The sequence below is a fragment of the Mesorhizobium yinganensis genome (assembly GCF_040081985.1).
In the GTDB taxonomy this organism is placed as follows: domain Bacteria; phylum Pseudomonadota; class Alphaproteobacteria; order Rhizobiales; family Rhizobiaceae; genus Kumtagia; species Kumtagia yinganensis.
In genome coordinates this window covers 1-17657 of sequence record NZ_JBEBMH010000046.1, presented here as the reverse complement: position 1 = coordinate 17657, position 17657 = coordinate 1, and the positions used below count along the sequence as shown (strand labels likewise).

15 protein-coding genes, 1 pseudogene and 1 riboswitch are annotated in these 17657 nt (G+C 61.4%); of the genes and pseudogenes, 10 read left to right on the top strand and 6 right to left on the bottom strand.

The genetic code is table 11. The annotated features are described in order from the left end of the window. The first annotated feature begins 303 nt into the window (after nt 1–303). Nucleotides 304–446, top strand: a riboswitch (FMN riboswitch). A 105-nt stretch (nt 447–551) separates the two neighbouring features. The 4 genes from ribB (at nt 552) to ABMA59_RS34660 (ending at nt 5033) form a co-directional block, all read left to right on the top strand. Beyond that, a complete protein-coding gene (gene ribB, locus ABMA59_RS34675; protein WP_349009917.1) occupies nt 552–1175 on the top strand; it encodes a 3,4-dihydroxy-2-butanone-4-phosphate synthase in 624 nt (207 codons plus the stop codon). Between the two features lie 399 nt (nt 1176–1574). Then, nucleotides 1575–2516 carry a substrate-binding domain-containing protein gene (locus ABMA59_RS34670; protein ID WP_349009916.1) on the top strand — a complete coding sequence of 314 codons (942 nt, stop codon included), beginning with the start codon at nt 1575–1577 and terminating at the stop codon, nt 2514–2516. A gap of 54 nt (nt 2517–2570) precedes the next feature. After that, a complete protein-coding gene (locus ABMA59_RS34665; RefSeq protein WP_349009915.1) occupies nt 2571–4049 on the top strand; it encodes a sugar ABC transporter ATP-binding protein in 1479 nt (492 codons plus the stop codon). Nucleotides 4050–4082: 33 nt separating this feature from the next. Continuing rightward, nucleotides 4083–5033 carry an ABC transporter permease gene (locus tag ABMA59_RS34660; protein ID WP_349009914.1) on the top strand — a complete coding sequence of 317 codons (951 nt, stop codon included), beginning with the start codon at nt 4083–4085 and terminating at the stop codon, nt 5031–5033. Nucleotides 5034–5123: 90 nt separating this feature from the next. Here ABMA59_RS34660 and ABMA59_RS34655 read toward each other — a convergent pair whose 3' ends face one another. From ABMA59_RS34655 to ABMA59_RS34640, 4 genes are all read right to left on the bottom strand, one after another. Then, nucleotides 5124–5912, bottom strand: coding sequence for an SDR family oxidoreductase (locus ABMA59_RS34655; protein ID WP_349009913.1), 789 nt, complete (start codon nt 5910–5912; stop codon nt 5124–5126). Nucleotides 5913–5925: 13 nt separating this feature from the next. Further along, nucleotides 5926–7413, bottom strand: coding sequence for a sugar ABC transporter ATP-binding protein (locus ABMA59_RS34650; RefSeq protein ID WP_349009912.1), 1488 nt, complete (start codon nt 7411–7413; stop codon nt 5926–5928). Nucleotides 7414–7431: 18 nt separating this feature from the next. Next, nucleotides 7432–8367, bottom strand: a complete 936-nt coding sequence (locus tag ABMA59_RS34645) for a substrate-binding domain-containing protein (RefSeq protein WP_349009911.1) — start codon at nt 8365–8367, stop codon at nt 7432–7434. 111 nt (nt 8368–8478) lie between these two features. Next, nucleotides 8479–9456 carry an ABC transporter permease gene (locus ABMA59_RS34640; RefSeq protein WP_349009910.1) on the bottom strand — a complete coding sequence of 326 codons (978 nt, stop codon included), beginning with the start codon at nt 9454–9456 and terminating at the stop codon, nt 8479–8481. A 203-nt stretch (nt 9457–9659) separates the two neighbouring features. Here ABMA59_RS34640 and ABMA59_RS34635 point away from each other — a divergent pair, with 203 nt between their 5' ends. Genes ABMA59_RS34635 through ABMA59_RS34615 form a run of 5 tightly spaced genes read left to right on the top strand, consistent with a single transcriptional unit; the run spans nt 9660 to nt 14757 of the window. Then, on the top strand, nt 9660–10502 hold the full coding sequence (locus ABMA59_RS34635) for a transketolase (RefSeq protein ID WP_349009909.1): 843 nt from the start codon (nt 9660–9662) through the stop codon (nt 10500–10502). Continuing rightward, on the top strand, nt 10499–11476 hold the full coding sequence (locus ABMA59_RS34630; protein WP_349009908.1) for a transketolase family protein: 978 nt from the start codon (nt 10499–10501) through the stop codon (nt 11474–11476). Before ABMA59_RS34635 ends, ABMA59_RS34630 begins: the two co-directional genes overlap by 4 nt. 12 nt (nt 11477–11488) lie before the next feature. Next, the gene (locus ABMA59_RS34625) at nt 11489–12955 is read left to right on the top strand and encodes an FGGY family carbohydrate kinase (protein ID WP_349009907.1); all 1467 of its coding nucleotides are present in this window, start codon (nt 11489–11491) and stop codon (nt 12953–12955) included. A gap of 21 nt (nt 12956–12976) precedes the next feature. Continuing rightward, complete coding sequence (locus ABMA59_RS34620; RefSeq protein ID WP_349009906.1) at nt 12977–13927, top strand: sugar-binding transcriptional regulator; 951 nt, start codon at nt 12977–12979, stop codon at nt 13925–13927. A gap of 44 nt (nt 13928–13971) precedes the next feature. After that, the gene (locus ABMA59_RS34615; RefSeq protein WP_349009905.1) at nt 13972–14757 is read left to right on the top strand and encodes an SDR family oxidoreductase; all 786 of its coding nucleotides are present in this window, start codon (nt 13972–13974) and stop codon (nt 14755–14757) included. Nucleotides 14758–14769: 12 nt separating this feature from the next. Here ABMA59_RS34615 and ABMA59_RS34610 read toward each other — a convergent pair. Both ABMA59_RS34610 and ABMA59_RS34605 read right to left on the bottom strand, forming a co-directional pair. After that, nucleotides 14770–15423 (bottom strand): annotated as a pseudogene (locus tag ABMA59_RS34610) (transposase family protein); the annotation flags it as partial. An 84-nt stretch (nt 15424–15507) separates the two neighbouring features. Further along, nucleotides 15508–15924: a response regulator gene (locus ABMA59_RS34605; RefSeq protein WP_349009904.1), complete on the bottom strand. Its 417-nt coding sequence runs from the start codon at nt 15922–15924 to the stop codon at nt 15508–15510. 207 nt (nt 15925–16131) lie between these two features. On the opposite strand from ABMA59_RS34605, the gene ABMA59_RS34600 reads away from it, so the two are divergent. After that, the gene (locus ABMA59_RS34600) at nt 16132–17061 is read left to right on the top strand and encodes a nucleotidyltransferase and HEPN domain-containing protein (protein ID WP_349009903.1); all 930 of its coding nucleotides are present in this window, start codon (nt 16132–16134) and stop codon (nt 17059–17061) included. The last annotated feature ends 596 nt before the right edge of the window (nt 17062–17657 follow it).

Sequence of the window (17657 nt, the reverse complement as noted above, 5' to 3'; positions counted from 1 at the left end):
CGGTGCGTCAGAGATGTGGCACGGGAGCATCCGCACTCCTCGATAAACCATAGCTATGTTTTGCTCCCACGCTGTTTCTGACAGCGATTGCCTCCCAGCGATGCAAAGGTGTCGGCCATGATTGGGCCGACACGTCATGACGACCGGCGTCTGTCGGGAACCGACCGGCTTATTGCTCGATCTCCGACACCGGTTACTCGTGAGTCAGCCGCCAAGCGCGGCCAGCAGCACCCTGCTTGACTGCACCGCCGTGTGTGCTGGAGCCAACCCCTTGCTTTTTGTCCCACGAAGCATTTTATCTTAGCTTGTTCTCAGGGCGGGGTGAAATTCCCCACCGGCGGTATCCGGAGCGATCCGGGAGCCCGCGAGCGCTTCCAGCTTGGAAGGTCAGCAGATCCGGTGCGATGCCGGAGCCGACGGTAAAGTCCGGATGGAAGAGGACAACGTTCATGTCGCTCGTAGGGCGACGTGAACTTGTTCGCCCAAGGGACGATTTGGCGGCACAGGCCGCTGTTCGGCGGCGCAAGCCGGCAACCCTTGAAAGGTTCTAAATGGCACTCTCTAAAATTGACGATGCGGTCGCGGCGCTGGCGCGAGGCGAGATGGTGTTGGTGGTCGACGACGAGGATCGTGAAAACGAGGGCGACATCATCGTCGCTGCGGAATTGGTCACGGACAAAACGATCGCATTCATGATGAGCTATGCGCGGGGTCTAATTTGTGTCGCGATGGAAGGCGAGCGGCTCGATCAGCTTGACATCCCGCTGATGGTTCCACGCAATACCGAACTGCACAAGACGGCCTTCACCGTTTCCGTGGACTATTTGCCAGGCACAACAACGGGCATTTCGGCGGCCGATAGGGCGGCGACGGTAAAGGCACTTGTCGCCGCGCAGTCTCGGCCGGAAGATTTTGCCCGTCCCGGACACATATTTCCCCTTCGCGCGCATCCGAAGGGTGTGCTGGGGCGGCCCGGTCATACGGAAGCGGCCATCGATCTGGCCCGCCTGGCCGGCAAATTCCCGTCCGGCGTGATCTGCGAGGTGGCGAATGACGACGGCACTATGGCCCGGCTGCCTGAACTGCGCCTGTTCGCAAAGAAGCACGACATCGCGCTGATCAGCATACACGACCTTATCGCTTATCTCGCAGCGGCGGGCAGCGCGGCGGCATAGCAATGGCAAAGGCGATGCGCCGTCCTGAAGGTGCATCGCCTCATGCTGCCACCATCGATTCCAGTCTTGCTGACCGTCGGGCTCTGCGGGCGGTCGCGGTTTTGCGCCCGTGCTTTGGACGGCGTGGCAGGCCCATGTGCTGTTGACGCGATTCAACGACGTCAAAGCGAGCGCAAAAGCAATAACCAATCTCATAAATCATCTCTATTGAATATATATTCACGCCTATATGCTTTGAGGTATCGATCATCGGTCTTGCATTGAAGTGCATTGACAATTCAGCTGCATTTCGTATGTTTCGCCGTGCTTGCATATTTATGCAGATGCGCAACTCACGGCAGGCGAAGTCGGGCATTGTCGTACTGCGATCGTGGGACGTCGATCGTTAAGGAGGAGAGTATGAAGTTGAAAATGTTGGTGACCGCAACCGCGGTCGGCTTGTCGTGCGGGGGTGCCCTCGCTTTCGACCAAGGCGACCTGATCAAGCCGGTCGAAAAGCAGACCATCGTATTCGTTCCAAAGGTTGTTCACCCGTGGTACGACGTGGTGGCCGCCGGCGCCACGAAGGCCGCCGAAGAACTCAAAACGCAGGGCATCGAGGTTGAAGTCATCTGGGACTCGCCGCCCCAGGCCGACGTGGCCGATCACAATAGGCGCATCGAGACCAATATCGGCCGCCATCCCGATGGGCTCGCTGTGTCGTGCCTCGATCCTTCGACGAACGTGCAATTGCTCGGCGAGGCGGTCAAGGCCGAGGTCAACGTCATCACCTTCGACACTTTCTGCTCAGAGGATTTCGACTTCGTGGGGCATAAGGGTGATGCTCAGGACGGCGCCGACCTCGCAAAGTTCCTGGCCGAGAAAATCGGCGACGAAGGTAAGGTCGGGATTTTGGCGGGAAGCCTGACGGCGGCCAACCACGCGGCGCGCGTGAAGGGCTTTAAGGAAGAGATCGCAAAGCATCCGAACATCCAGATCGTGTTCGAGCAGCCGGACGATGACGATCTCGAAAAGGCGGTGAGCCTCACCGAGAACGCGCTGCAGGCGAACCCGGACCTGAAAGGCATCTTCGGCGCCAATGCGTCCAACCCGATCGGCGCAGCCCGGGCCATACAGAACGCCGGCAAGGCGGGGCAGGTCACGATCGTCGGCATGGACGACCTGCCGGAGACGCTGCAGTTCATCAAGGACGGCGTGATTGCGGGGGTCAAGGCTCAGCGCCAGTGGGAAATCGGCTACTGGGCGGTGAAATATCTGGTCGCCAAGAACCAGAACCATACGATCCCTCATGTTCATGCCACGGGGTCCCAGATCGTGACCAAGGATCTCCTGGGCAATTGATCTCTGCGTGGGGCGGACGCAATCCGCCCCACGCGGCTGCGCGGTGGTATTTGCATGCTGTTTGAAGCCCAGGGCATATCGAAGACGTTTGGCGTGGTGCGCGCGCTGTCGAACGTCTCGGTCGACATCGAGCGCGGCGAGGTTCACGCAATCATCGGCGAGAACGGTGCCGGCAAGTCGACACTGATGGGCGTGATCTGTGGGAAGATCCCCCCGGACACCGGCCGTCTCTTCAGGGATGGCAGGGAGTGTGCCTTCGCGTCCCCGCGCGACGCTCAGGCCGCCGGCATCGCCATCGCACCCCAGGAAATCAATCTCGTCCCGGCGCTTACAGTTGCTGAAAACATAGTCCTCGGCGCCCATCAGGTGGGCGGGTTGGGAGCGATTGACTGGCGGGCGACGCACGCGGTGGCCGTTCGGCACTTGCATGAGATCGACGACACGATCGATCCCGCCATGCCCGCCGGCCAATTGAGCAAGGCCGAGCAGCAACTTGTCCAGATCGCCAGGGCCGCTGCGACCAACGCGAATATCCTGATCTTCGACGAACCTACGGCCGCCTTGACATCGCGCGAAACCGAGAAGCTGTTCCGGTTCATGCGCCGCTTCAGCGCTGCCGGCAATTCGATCTTCTACATTTCCCACCGCCTGGATGAGATTTTGGCGCTTTCGCAGCGCATCACCGTGCTGCGCGATGGAGCGTTCATCACCCAGCTCGATCCTAGAACCACGTCGAAGGACGAGATGGTCCGCCACATGGCAGGGCGGCCCGTTTTGCCTGCGGCGCACCGGCCGCTGACCGCGATCGCCGAGGAAGTCGTGCTGCGTGTCGAAGGCCTGGGTCGGAACCACGAATTCCGCGACATCAGCTTCGACCTCCACAAGGGGGAAGTCCTCGGCATTGCAGGACTGGTCGGTTCCGGCCGGACCGAACTGGGGAAATGCCTGTTCGGGGTCACAAGATCCGATGCGGGCTCAGTCGAGATTTTTGGCGAGCGCGGGATGATCTCGCACCCTGCCGATGCGATCGCAAGGGGTCTCGTCTACCTTCCGGAGGAGCGCAAGCAGGAAGGCATCTTCGCCCTGCTGAGCATCCGGGAAAACATGGGCATAGCTGTGCTGGACCGCTTCCGAAGCCTTCTGGGCATCAACTTCGCGCAAATGGTCGGCGAGGTGCAGGACTATGTCCTGCGGCTGAAGATCAAGATCGGCAGCCAGGACGATCCGATCACCAGCCTGAGCGGCGGCAACCAGCAGAAGGTGATTATCGGCCGCTGGCTGATGAAGCGGAGCCGCATCCTCATTCTCGATGAGCCGACCCGTGGCATCGACGTGAACGCGAAGGGCGAAATACAGGCCGTGCTTCACACGCTGGCCCGTGAAGGACTGTCGATCATCTATATCTCCTCCGAACTCCAGGAGGTCATCGATGTGTCGGACCGTATCCTCGTCATGCATGAAGGCGTCGGCAAGGGCATCGTGCCCGCTGCAGGCACGAAGCAGGAAGACCTCCTTGCAATCGCCATGGAATGAGTTGTGACAATGACCTCTGTTTCGAGCACGGGCTTGGCAAAGCGCGCAAACTGGCTGGCGCGTTTCCGGAAGTGGGAAGCGAGCGGCGTGCTGATCGCGCTTGTCGTGCTCTGCCTCGTTCTGGCCTTTATGGCGCCCGCATTCCTGTCGCAGTACAATCTGAGCGTCGTGGCGCGGCAGGCATCTTTCGTCGGCCTTGTCGCGCTTGGCCAGACGCTGGTGCTGCTGATCGGCGGCATCGACCTTTCCGTCGGAGCGATCGCGGGCCTCTCCGCCATTGTCGGCTCCCTAATGCTTACGCAGACCGGCATCAACCCTTATCTGGTCCTGCCGCTGACAGCCTTCTTCGGGATGTTGCTCGGTTCGATCAACGGCTTTTTCGTTGCGGTTCTGCGGCTGAACCCGTTCATCGTGACGCTCGCCTCCTGGGAGATATTCGCCGGAATGACGCTGCTGATCACGCGCGGCGTGCCTATCCGTCCGCTCGGCGAAAGTTTCCGCATCTTCGGCCAGGGAAGCATCCTCGGCGTGCCGGTGCCCGTCGTGATTTTCCTGGCGGCCGGAGCAATCCTGACCTTCGTCCTGGCGCGGACGCGGTTCGGCCGCAACGTCTATGCCATCGGCGGCAACAAAGAGGCCGCCGAACTCGTGGGAATTCGAACCGCCAGGGTGGAGTTTCTCGTCTTCGGGCTCGCGGGGTTATTCGCGGCGCTGGCGGGCATACTTTACGCGAGCCGCATGGATTCCGGCCAGCCTTCGGTCGGGGAGGGCTGGCTGATGGGCGCCATCACGGCGGCCATCATAGGCGGGACAAGCCTGAAAGGCGGCCAGGGCACCATCGTCGGAACCGTGCTCGGCGCCTTGTTGATGGCCGTCCTTGCGAACGGGATCGTCCTGATGAACGTATCGGGCTATTGGGAGCGCATCATCGTCGGCGCCGTGGTGCTGATCGCGATCCTGGTCGACCTGCTACGCAGAAGATAGCGAAGATTGATGGGCGTCGGGGGACACGGCGCTCGGCGATCTCACAGGATCGCGTGCGGCCCGGCGGCTTGGTTGAAGCCGACTGCCAGCCTACCAGCAGCAAAAACCGCCATCGACCAGCAAGTCGACGCCGGTCATGAAGCTTGCTGCATCCGACAGCAGAAAGATGGCAGGGCCGACCATCTCGTCGACAGTTGCCATCCTCTGCATGGGGGTCTGCTCCTCGAACAGTTTGGTCTGATGCACCATTTCAGGTCGGGTATTCATCGGCGTCGCTGTATAGCCGGGGCTGATCGTGTTGACCCGGACGCCGCGCCCGACCCACTCCATCGCCATCGACTTCGACATATGGATCACGGCCGCTTTTGAGGCGTTGTAGTGGCTCTGCATCAGCCCGCGGTTGACAATCACGCCGGACATGGATGCGATGTTTACGATCGAACCCCTGCCATTGCGCAGCATTGCGCGGGCTTCCGCCTGGCAGGACAGGAACACGCCCTTCAGATTTATGTCCATCATGGTCTGAAACTGACTTTCGGCCATAGCCTCCGCCGGACACGCATTGGCGATGCCGGCGGCATTGACGGCGAGCGAGAGAGGGCCGAGTTCGCGTTCGGTACGCTCGACCGCTGCAACCAAAGCCTCAGCCGAGGTAACGTCGGCAACCACTTGAAGGCTCCGGCGTCCCGTGCCAGCGATGAATTCGGCCGTCGCGGCCAGCCCATCGTCCGTGCGCCGATCGACCAGCGCTATGTCGGCGCCACACTGCGCCAGCCCCATGGCGATGCGTTGGCCTATGCCGCTGCCGGCGCCGGTGACGAGCGCCACGCGGCCGCCAAGATCGAACAGTTTCGGCGCGTTCAGGGTTATGGCTGCCATCGTCGGTTCCCTATCAACTCGTCGCAAGTTCCATGACGCTCACGTCGCTTGCTTCTTCCCGCGAGAGGATGCCGGCCTGGCGCCCTTTGGACAGAACCACGATGCGATGCGATACGCCAAGCACTTCTTCGAGGTCGGATGACACGACGATCACGCTTCGCCCTTCGGCGGCGAGGTCGCGGATGATCTCGTAGATGGATGAGCGGGCACCCACGTCTATGCCGCGCGTCGGCTCGTCGAGTACGACCACTTTCGGGTCGCGAGCCAGCCACTTGGCCAGCACCACTTTCTGCTGGTTGCCACCGGACATCTCGCCTGCATTCTGCCGTCCCGTACCCTTAACGCCGAAGCGGCGGATGTTGGCGGCGGCGAATTCCCGCAGGCGCCGCGCGCTGATCAACATGCCTGAACTGACAGCCTCGCGGTTGCAGTAGCCGATATTCTCGGCGATCGAATGGTCGAGGATGAGCCCCTGCTGCTTGCGATCCTCCGGCACCAGCACGATGCCGTGCCGGATCGCTTCCCATGGATGGCGCAGCGTGATGTCGGCTCCGTCGAGTTTGACCTTGCCTGCGGCAAGCGGGTCGGCACCGGTGATTGCCCGCACCAGTTCCGTCCGGCCCGCACCGACGAGCCCGGCGATTCCGAGAATCTCGCCCCGCCGAACCGTAAAGCTGACATCGCGGAAATCACCTTCGGGAGAGGTGAGGCCTTCGACTGAAAGGGTAACTTCGTCCTTCGGCTCCGGCATCGCCGGGAACATGCGCTCCAGGCTGCGGCCGACCATCGCCTCAACGATCGTGCGCACCGGCACATCGCCCTTGTCGAATTCCTGCACCTTCGAGCCGTCGCGCATCACGACGATGCGGTCCGTTATGCGACGAATTTCCTCCAGGCGATGCGAGATGTAGATGATCCCGACGCCCTCGGAACGGAGCTTTTCGATCTGTCCAAAGAGCAGATCGACTTCCGCTCCCCCGAGAGCCGCCGTTGGCTCGTCTAGGATCAGCAACCTGGCGTCGCGCGCCAGTGCCTTTGCGATCTCGATCAACTGCTGGTTCGCGGTCGATAGGCCGGCGACGCGGCGCGTCGCCGGGAGATTCAGGCCGAGCCGCCGTAGCTGCTCCGCAGCGTCGCGATTCATCCGGGCGCGGTCCACCAGACCGCTTCTGATCGGGTAGCGGCCCACATGCACGTTCTCAGCGATCGTCAGGTTCGGCAGCAGCCTGAGTTCCTGGTGGATCAGGCCAATGCCGAGATCCAGCGCCTCGCGCGGGTTGGCCGGGGCGTAGGGGCGCCCCAGCCACGTCATCTGGCCCGCCGAGGGGCTGATCGAGCCGGCGATGATGTTCGACAGCGTCGACTTGCCGGCTCCGTTTTCGCCGAGCAGAGCCACGACCTCGCCGGGGTGGACGTCGAAGTCCACCCCATGCAGCACCTCCGTCGGTCCATAAGACTTGCGGATGCCGCGCAGCGAGAGGATCGGAGCGCCTGGGCTCATGCGAGTGCCATGCTTGCCTTAGGGATGGTTCGTGAGGAACCCACCCGCCATGTCGCAGGTGGTCAGTACCGCGTTCGGCGTCTGGCGCTCGGGAACCTTCTCGCCAGCCGCGACCGCTATTGCCGAATCCACAGCCATCTTGCCCATGGTGCGCGTGCTCTGGGTCGCCGTGACGATGTACGGGCCCTTGCACTTCGACAGGTATTCCAGCGCCGACATGTCGCCGTCATAGCCGCCGATGATGACCTGGTCGGCCATGCCGGCGCCTTCCACGGCCTTGGCCGCACCCATCGCCAGACCGTCGGCCTGGCCGAAGATGATCTTGATGTCGGGATTGGCCTGCAGCATGTTCTGCGCGATCGAGAAGCCCTCGTCGGCCGACCACATGTTCGACCATTGCTGGGCGACCAGTTCAACACCGGGATTCTCGTCTATAGCGCGCTTGCAGCCGGTGAAGCGGTCCACTTCCGGCGTCGTGCCCTTCTGCCCATGGATGATAACCATCTTGCCCTTGCCGCCGGCCTTGTCGATGATGTGCTTGCAGACGGCATAGGCCGACTCGACGCTTTCGCCGGCGATGAAGGTGTCGCCCGGTTCACCCTCCGGAAAACGGTCGACGTTGATGACCGGGATCTTGGCCTCGCGCGCCAGGCGCGTCGGCACCGCGGCGGCCGCCGCACCGGCAGGGATGTAGATAAATGCGTCGATGTCCTGCGTCAGCAGATCCTGCACCTGGCTCACCTGGGTCGCCGTGTCGTTCTTGGCGTCTACAACAATGACCTCGATGCCCTTTTCCTTGCCGTAGTTCTCAACACCGATTTTGATCTGGTTGAAGAAATCCGCCTGCAGGTTGGGCACCGCCAGGCCGATCTTCTTCACCTCCGCCGCCGAGAGCGCGGCGGGTACGGACACCGCGATGGCCGTTGCCGCCATCAGCATCTTGATAAGTCTCATCTGCAACTCCTCCTTGTTGAACCCGGGGCGTCGGCCACTTGCCATGACCCCTATTTCCCGCCTGTTGGCGGCCTTCCTCTCCGCGGGGCGGGAATGCTCCGCGGCTGCCGTTCATTTCCGTTTTCGAAGGGTTTCGGCGGTGACCGCCATGACGATGACCAGGCCGATCACCACTTGCTGGACGAACGGCGAAACCGACAGAAGATTTAGCCCATTGCGCAAAATGCCTATGATCAGCACGCCGATGATGGTGCCGCCAATGCCTCCTGTCCCACCCGACAGCGAGGTGCCGCCAATGACCACGGCTGCAATTGCATCCAGTTCGTAGGACGTGCCCAATGACGGCTGCGCGGAGTCGAGGCGAGCCGCCAGGACCAGGCCCGCGAGACCGGCGAGTACGCTGCATACGGTGTAGACCATGACCGTCATGCGCTTGACATTGATGCCCGCGAGGCGGGCTACTTCCGCATTTCCGCCGATCGCGTAGAGGGCACGGCCGCCATAGCGGTAGCGAAGATAGAAATACGCCGCTGCGAAAACCAAGAGCATGACGGCCACCGTGGTCGTGACGAAGCCGCCGTAGCGCGTTATCGCCGCCATGTTGAACCATGCCGGAAACCCGGTGAGCTGCTGCCCGTCGGTGATCATGTTGGCGAGGCCGCGCGTCACCGACATCATAGCCAGCGTGGCTATGAATGCTGGCACGTTGAAACGCGTGATCAGCAGGCCCGCTATAAGGCCGTTGAGGCCGGCGGCGACCAGCGACACCGGAATGGCGAGATACATAGGCACGCCGAGCTCGATGTTGAGATAGCCGAGCACCATCATTGCAAGGGCGAGCACGGAGCCGACCGCCAGGTCGATACCGCCGATGAGGATCACCAGGGTCATGCCGACCGCTATGATGCCGAGAACGGTGATCTGGTCGAGCACGTTCAGGAAATTTCGGATCGACAGGAATTTGTCGCTGGCAAACGTCAGGAAAAGGCAGAGCAGGATGAGGCCGATAAGCGGCCCTGTCGCGCCGCTGAGCACGGAGAGCAGGCTGCGCCGCTCGGAAACCGCCGAGTCTGCCGATTGCTGTTGCATATTCCGCGCCGTCCTCCCAACGGTGCTCACCATGAGCATATTTATTCAACTTTGGCAGTTAATTCGTAGAGGATGAGGTTTGCTGCTGTCAATCTGGGTTTTGGCGATTTTTTATGGTTCAGAGGCGTCAGATCAAATTAAATGGCTTGCTCCCCACTTGACATCGCAGGCTTTTGTGAAAGAAATTGACGACATGAATAAATATGCGATTGAGAAAAGACGTGATACCGAACGACCACACTGACGATCTGGAAAGCATCGCTCGCCAAATCCGGCTACGCGACCTGACGGCAGTATTCGAGGCGGGCGCGGGGCATATCGGGGGCGAGATGTCTGCAATCGATATCTTGACCGCGCTGTATTTCCGTGTGCTGCGGATACGGCCCGAAGAGCCGCGCTACCCCGATCGAGACCGGTTCGTTCTGTCGAAAGGACATGTCGCGCTGGCGCTCTATGTTACACTAGCCAAGCGCGGCTTCTTTCCGGAGGAGGAGGTTTCCACATTTCTCAAGCCGCACTCCCGGCTCAACGGGCACCCCAACTGCAACAAGGTGCCAGGGGTAGAGACCAATACCGGGCCGCTTGGGCACGGGCTGCCGGTATCAGTCGGCATTGCCAAGGCGGCCAAGCTGACCGGCGCCCTCTATCACACCTATGTACTGACCGGCGACGGGGAGATGCAAGAAGGATCCAACTGGGAGGCGATCTCCGCTGCTGCGCAGTTCGGGCTCGACAACCTCACCCTGATCATCGACCACAATCGCTTCCAGCAAGGAGCGGCGCTGAAAGACACCAACAACCTGGCGCCCTTCCGGCCCAAGCTGGAGGCATTCGGTTGGGATGTGACCGAGATTGATGGACATCGGATGAAGGAGATCATTCCGGCCCTGGAGCGACGGGGCGAACGACCCCATTGCATCCTCGCCCATACAAACAAGGGCCACGGCATCTCGTTCATGCAGGATAGGGTCGATTGGCACCACAAGGTGCCGAGCGCCGAACAGTACCGCATCGCGGTCGCCGAACTATCGGAGGCTAGGCAATGAACGCTCCCGCGCCGATGCCGAAGCTGCATGACTGCCGCGACGCCTTCGTGGCGGTGCTTGAGCGGCTTGGAGCGGAAAACCCCAAGGTCGTGGCGGTCTGCAACGATTCCGTCGGCTCCACCAAGCTCGGGCGTTTCAAGGAGTTGTTCCCGGAGCGGCTGGTTAATGTCGGCATCGCCGAACAGAACCTTGTCGGCGTGGGAGCGGGGCTGGCCAATGGGGGGCTCCTGCCATTCGTCTGTGGAGCCGCCTGTTTCCTGACGGGCCGTTCGCTGGAGCAGATCAAGGCCGACATCGCCTATTCCAACGCCAATGTGAAGCTTATCGGCATTTCGTCCGGTATGGCTTATGGCGAACTCGGTCCAACCCATCATTCGATCGAGGATTTCGCCTGGACGCGGGTGTTGCCGAACCTGCCGGTCATTGCCCCGTGCGACTCGATCGAGACTGCTGCGGCGGTCGAATGGGCCGCGGGTTTCGATGGACCGGTGTTCCTGCGTCTGTCGCGCGTGGGTGTACCCGATCTGCTGCCGCACGGGCACCGTTTCGAACTCGGCAAGGCCGACATGCTGCGCGACGGCGACGCCGTCACCCTGATCGCCAATGGGACGTTGACGCACCGCATGATGAAGGCGGCCGGATTGCTCGCCGCACGTGGCATCGAGGCCCGCGTCCTCAACATGGCTACCGTTCGGCCGATCGATGTCGAAGCCGTGGTCGCGGCGGCTCGCGAGACGGGAGCGATCCTGACGGCGGAGGAGCACTCGGTTTTTGCCGGACTCGGGTCGGCGATCGCAGAGGTGGTTGTGGCCGACATGCCGGTGCCGATGAAGATTCTCGGCGTGCCGGGAATATTCCCGCCCACGGGTTCGGCCGAATTCCTGCTGGACGAGTTCGGCATGTCGCCCGCATCGGTTGCAGAGGCCGCGGTTGCACTGATCGGGCGCAAGCGCGCATCGCTGGCAACTAGCTAGGCCGGTTCCGCCGTGACCTCCGCCATCCTCGCAATCGATCAGGGCACGACCAACACGAAGGCCGTGCTGGTGGCGCCGAGTGGCGAGATCGTCGCGCGCGGCTCGTCCCCCGTCGGGATCGAGTACCCGCAGCCTGGCTGGGTGGAACAGAACCCGCTGCGCATCTGGGAGTCGGTTCTCGAGGCAATTGCCGCCTGCCTGGACGCCGCACCCGGCACCGAAATCTTGGCCGTGGCGTTATCGAACCAGCGCGAGTCCGTGACCGTGTGGGACGAGAATGGCGAGCCGCTCGGGCCAGTCATCAGCTGGCAGTGCCGTCGAACGGCGGAGACCTGCGCAGAGCTTGCGGCGGCGGGTCTAGGCCCATGGGTTCAGGCGCTGACCGGGCTGCCTCTCGATCCGATGTTTCCGGGGCTAAAGATGCGGTGGCTTCTCGATCGCGTGCCATCCGGGTGCAGTCCGCGGCTGGGAACGGTGGATGCGTGGCTGCTCCACTGCTTTACCGGTGGCGCCGTCCACGCCTGCGACACCTCCAATGCTGCGCGCAGCCAGCTCTTCGATATCAGGCGGCAGGTTTGGAGCGAGGAACTTTGTGCCGTCTTTGGGGTTCCGATCGCCGCTCTACCGGAGGTTCATGACAGCGCCAGCCGGTTCGGGGCAACCCTTGGCGTCAGGGGGATCAGGGATGGCGTGCCGATCTGCTCCGCAATCGGCGACAGTCATGCCGCGCTTTTCGGACATGGTGCTTTCGGCCCGGGTGACGGCAAGGTGACCTTCGGCACCGGTTCTTCGATAATGGTCACGCTGCCGGACTGCGTGGCGCCCGACGGCGGCATCACCACGACGATCGCCTGGTCCATCGGCGGCGTTCCGACCTATGCGCTGGAAGGCAACATCCTCGTATCGGCGGCGTCGTTGCCGTGGATGGCCGAGATGCTCGGTCTGCCGGATGTCCAGGCCTTGACGGAGCTTGCCGAAAGGGCTGAGCCGGGCGGACCGGGTTTCGTGCCGGCCTTTGTCGGGTTGGGTGCGCCGCATTGGGCAGCCGATGCGCGCGCCCTGTTCTGCGGAATTACCTTCGGCACGACGCGCGCCCAGATGGCGCGTGCCGTGACCGATTCGATCGCTTTCCAGGTCCGCGACGTGTTCAGCGCCATCGCCACGCAGACGCCCGCGCCGCTTGGTAATCTCTATTCCGACGGAGGTCCGAGCCGGAACACATTTTTGATGCAGTGCGTCGCCGATATCCTGGACCACCCGCTGATCCAATGCGACACGCCGGAGGCTTCGGCCCTCGGCGCCGCCTACCTCGCTGGACTGGCGCTCGGCCTTTGGGCCGACCTTGAAACCATCTCGGCAATGCCGCGATCGAGAGCCGCACTCAAGCCCCGCGCCTCCGATGCGGCGGCAAGACTCGCCGTCTGGCAGGATGCGGTGCGACGCTCGACGCTTCCCTCGCTTCACGATAAGAATGAATAAAAATTCATTCCTGGAGGGCGTATGGGGCGCGTCAACGAGTTACGACTGATAGCGCGGGTAGCTCAGATGTACCATGTCGAGGGCAAGCGGCAGTCCGAAATCGGCGAAGTCATGAGGATGTCGCAGGCAACGGTGTCGCGCATGCTCAAGCGCGCCGAAGAGGAAAGCATCGTTCGCACGACGGTAATTCCGCCGGCAGGCACTTTCGCCGAGCTGGAGACTGCGTTGCGCGACCGCTACGGACTGACCGAAGCAATCGTGATCGACTGCACCGAGGACCGCGACGGGGCCATCATGGCGCGCATCGGCGAGGCTGCGGCACATTTCCTCGAGGTGACCCTGCAGCAGGGCGAGGTGATCGGTGTTTCCAGTTGGAGCCAGACCTTGCTGCGCATGGTGGACAACATCCACCCGTTCCGCAACGCCAAGGCCAGGCATGTCGTGCAGATACTCGGCGGCATGGGCGATGCGTCTGTGCAGACGCATGCCACCGAACTCACGGCGCGCCTTGCAAAGCTGACCGGCGGCGAGCCGCGCCTGCTTCTGGTCCAGGGCATCACCTCGTCGCGCGAGGCCAAGCTGGTGATGCTCGCCGACCCGGTCGTGCGCGGCACCATGGACCTCTTCGGGCGCCTGACGCTTGCGATCATCGGCATTGGCGCCGTTGAGCCCTCGGAACTCCTGGCGCGCTCCGGCAACGTGTTCTCCAAGCAGGAAATGGCGCTGCTGCACGAGGCGGGCGCGGTCGGCGAGATTTCTTTCAGATTCTACGACCGCGAGGGCAACCCGGTCCAGACGCCGCTCAACGATCGGGTGATTGGCATCACGCTGGAAGATTTACGCAAGGCCAATCGTGTCATCGCGCTGGCCGGCGGGCAGGCCAAGACCGATGCGATCCGTGGCGCTCTCAAGCTGGGCATCATCGACGTGCTGGTGACGGACAGGTTTACGGCGGCGCGCCTGGCAGATTGACCCGGAAGGTCAGGTGTGGGCCGGCGCCATATTAGGAGAACGGGATGCAGCGTTTTGTCGGTCAGACCGTCCTGGTGACGGGCGGGAACAAGGGCATCGGTCGAGGGATCGCGAGACGTTTCGCGGAGGAGGGCGCGAGGGTTGCGATCGCCGCGATAGACAAGGATACGCCGCAGGCGGCGCAAGCGCTCGCTGGGGATACGGGCGCCGAGGTCCTGGGCCTCGTGCTGGACGTCACCGACGCGGCGGCGGTCAAGGAAGCTTACGGCGAGGCGGAAGCTAGGCTCGGCCCGCTGTCTGTGTCAGTGCAGAATGCCGGTGTCATCACCATCGCTAGGGTCGAGGATCTCACGGAGAAGGAGTGGGACTTCAACCTCGACGTCAACACCAAGGGCGTATTCCTGTGCTGTCAGGAGGCGATTCGCCGCTTCCGCGCCAGCGGCACCAAGGGCAGGCTGATCAACACCGCTTCTGGTCAGGCACGGCAGGGCTTCATTTATACGCCCCACTACGCGGCCTCCAAATTCGGCGTGGTCGGGCTGAGCCAGAGCCTGGCGAAGGAACTGGCGCGCGAGGAGATTACCGTAAACGCCATCTGCCCAGGCATTATCCATACCGATATGTGGGACTACAACGACCGGGTCTGGGGCAGCATGCTCGGCAGTTACGGTCCAGGAGAGCTGATGGCCGAATGGGTGCGCGGCATCCCGATGGGCCGCGCAGGCACGCCAGAGGAGGTTGCTGGGCTGGTCGCCTTTTTGGCCTCCAAGGATGCGGCCTACATAACTGGACAAACGATCAATGTGGACGGCGGGTTGATCATGTCCTGAAATTGGCTTGAAGTGGAGCCTCAATAAGCTGTCGTCGGCCAGTGCGGGTCGATCGCATGGTGTATTAGACTTTTGGGCGGCATTCGGTCTGTGCCAATTTTGGCTGTGGAGCCAAGTGGGCAATTCGGCGGCGCGGTGGTCTCAGGTCGGGTACGCGACGGCAGCAATTGCCTGAGCGCGGTCCGGATGAACGCTCGGCCTTTACGTTGGTCTTCGGTGTATAGGGTTTCGCGCGGACGTGGCTGCGAGCGAGTTCACGGCAGGTGTCGGTGAAAGCCTTCGAGCGGTAGCAGGAACCGTTGTCGGTCATGACGCACTGGAACGTGATGCCGAGGCTGACGTAAAATGCGACCGCAGCATTGAGGAAGGCTTCGGCGCTCTCCTGCCTCTCATCGGTTGGTATTTGGGAGAAGGCAAGACACGAGGTGTCGTCAACGCAAATGTGGAAGAACTCCCAACCGACGCGCCGGTTATTGGACTGGCCGTGGCGATCGACCGTAATGCGACGGTCAACCGGATCGAATCGCCCTTCTTTATGTCGATGTGGATCATCTTGCTGGGTGTGTCGCGCTCTTCGCGTCGAACAGCTTGCGACGGTTCAAGGTCTCTGAGACGCGACAGGCCGGCACATTTGAGCACTCGCGAGACCGTCGCCGCAGACATCCCCGTCCGCTTGACGATATTTGCCCGTCAGGCGCGGGAGTGTCAGATTGATTGTGTGCGGGGCGGCCGTGGCAGGTCATCAGCGGATCACGGCCGGCAAGCGTTCGGGGAAGAGTATAGCGAACTGAGCGTAGGCTGCACGCCATTCGATGGCGGGCTTCCAGTGGACGCCGACATTGCGCAAGGCGAGGAAGATGAGCTTGATGGCGGCGTCATCGGTTGGAAACGAGCCTCTTGCTGGTCTTCAGACCCTGCGGCAAGCAAGGCCACGACTGCCAAATCGCTTGTTGCCGGATCTTGCTTCAGCAACGCCGCGGCCTCGGAGATCCGGCTCCCGGGGCGACAATCCAGTAGGATTGCTCCAACAAGGCTGGAATGCGCCAGTTCCAGCGCTTCATCGATGGTAACGACCGGAGTCGTTTCAAAACCGTCGACCTCAAGGATGTGGCTGAGCAGGAGGTAAAATTGCGCATCTTGCGAAAATATGGCGACGATCGGTTTCAAACGGCACGGTCTTTCGACAACAGGTTCGATCCCGTGAGGATACCAGAAGGCGTTCACCAAACCAAAAGCGAGCTGACCCGATCCATGACAATCGGAACATATCGCGAACTCAGGCTGGTCACACCTCTGGGAATTCGGTAGCATGTGTCACCCACCCCATCGCCGGGACCTCTTGGCATCTTGCGTCGAATTTGATCTGAACCACTGATGAAAACCAGCATCGACCACTTGCCGGACAACAAACAGGCGGAACTCGCCCGCGTCGTAGAAATCCTCCACGCGGAGTTCGAAGACGCACTGGCTGACACAAGTGCGGATTGGAAAAAGAGCGGCAGGATCCTAAAAATCATCCTCTTCGGTTCGTATGCTCGTGGCGATTGGGTTGACGAGCCCCATACGATGAAGGGCTACCGCAGCGATTACGACCTTCTCGTCGTAGTCAACAACAACAAGTTGGCCGATTTTGCATACTGGTATAAAGCGAAGGATCGGCTCGTACGTGATCGACAGATACAGACGCCGACCAGCTTCATCGTTCATAGCCGACGCTTCGTGAACACCGCAATCCGCAATCAGCAGTACTTTTTTACCGATATACGGGGACAGGGTATCATCCTGTATGAACTCGACCATGAGCCGTTAGAAAAGCCCAAGGCTGCCAATTCGGAACAGACGTTGCGCATTGCACAAGACTACTTCACCGCGAGGTACCCTGGTGCTCGGATGTGGCTAGAGACGTGGGCATTTCAGCTGAGGCGGCCCGGCGAACATGGAGAGTGGCGCAATGGAGCCGCATTCTCACTCCATCAGGCTATCGAGCAAACTTATGCTACCGTGCTTTTAGCTCTTACCGGGTACAGTCCCCCATCTCACAAGCTCAATTTCCTGCGGGCTCTTGCCGAAGATCAGGACAATCGCTTGGTTGCCGCGTGGCCTCGTGATCAACAAAGGCACCGCGCCTGGTTCAACACTCTGAACGAAGCCTACGTCAAGGCACGCTACTCCAAACATTACCAGATCAGCGAAGAGGCCTTGGCTTGGCTCGGGGACCGAACCCGCGAACTTCAGAAGATTGCTGAGACTGTCTGCGAGGACCATATCGCTCGGCTTAGAGCAATTGCCAGTGCAGAGTCCTGATTGGTTTGGGAAGTCGCGTTTTGGAACATTGTCAGCACCGGGAGTCTCGCGACTTCGTATCGCTCGTTGTCGCTTCAACATCTAACCGCTCGGCGATACCGGCTTAGGACGCTTGTCCTTTGTCGTATGTCCTGCGATTATGCGAGCGCGCAACACAATGCGGACGCCAGAGCGTGGTTCCGCACTGCCAGCCAGGGACGACACGAGGCAGCACGGCTGCACAGATGATCGTGGCCTACTTTCGTGGGTTTTAACGTCCGGCTGCAGCGCAATGCTGCAACTCGCCGGTTAACCTGCGGGAGTGTATTGGTGTGCGCGAACAAAAAGCAGACTTCTTGGATTCCTCGGGCGGCGGCGTGCCCCGCATCGATGGGCGGGGCGAGATCGATGAAGCGACAGCTTGTTGATTTCCACTGAGAAGTGACCCAGTCGACGGAGGTTTTTCCATCGAGAATTGACCCATGTTTGAAGCTCCTCCCACACGGATTGTGTGGGGGACATCGGAGTGATCGACATGGAGTTATTGAGCGTCATCCGACGCTGGCACTACCGAGACCATCTTTCGATCCGCGACATCTCGCGCCGAACCGGACTAT

What these genes read in the sequence shown, in the direction of transcription:
- ribB (WP_349009917.1), top strand. Translation starts at nt 552, where the DNA reads ATGGCACTCTCTAAAATTGACGATGCGGTCGCGGCGCTGGCGCGAGGC.
- ABMA59_RS34670 (WP_349009916.1), top strand. Translation starts at nt 1,575, where the DNA reads ATGAAGTTGAAAATGTTGGTGACCGCAACCGCGGTCGGCTTGTCGTGC.
- ABMA59_RS34665 (WP_349009915.1), top strand. Translation starts at nt 2,571, where the DNA reads ATGCTGTTTGAAGCCCAGGGCATATCGAAGACGTTTGGCGTGGTGCGC.
- ABMA59_RS34655 (WP_349009913.1), bottom strand. Translation starts at nt 5,912, where the DNA reads ATGGCAGCCATAACCCTGAACGCGCCGAAACTGTTCGATCTTGGCGGC.
- ABMA59_RS34650 (WP_349009912.1), bottom strand. Translation starts at nt 7,413, where the DNA reads ATGAGCCCAGGCGCTCCGATCCTCTCGCTGCGCGGCATCCGCAAGTCT.
- ABMA59_RS34645 (WP_349009911.1), bottom strand. Translation starts at nt 8,367, where the DNA reads ATGAGACTTATCAAGATGCTGATGGCGGCAACGGCCATCGCGGTGTCC.
- ABMA59_RS34640 (WP_349009910.1), bottom strand. Translation starts at nt 9,456, where the DNA reads ATGCAACAGCAATCGGCAGACTCGGCGGTTTCCGAGCGGCGCAGCCTG.
- ABMA59_RS34635 (WP_349009909.1), top strand. Translation starts at nt 9,660, where the DNA reads ATGCGATTGAGAAAAGACGTGATACCGAACGACCACACTGACGATCTG.
- ABMA59_RS34630 (WP_349009908.1), top strand. Translation starts at nt 10,499, where the DNA reads ATGAACGCTCCCGCGCCGATGCCGAAGCTGCATGACTGCCGCGACGCC.
- ABMA59_RS34620 (WP_349009906.1), top strand. Translation starts at nt 12,977, where the DNA reads ATGGGGCGCGTCAACGAGTTACGACTGATAGCGCGGGTAGCTCAGATG.
- ABMA59_RS34615 (WP_349009905.1), top strand. Translation starts at nt 13,972, where the DNA reads ATGCAGCGTTTTGTCGGTCAGACCGTCCTGGTGACGGGCGGGAACAAG.
- ABMA59_RS34600 (WP_349009903.1), top strand. Translation starts at nt 16,132, where the DNA reads ATGAAAACCAGCATCGACCACTTGCCGGACAACAAACAGGCGGAACTC.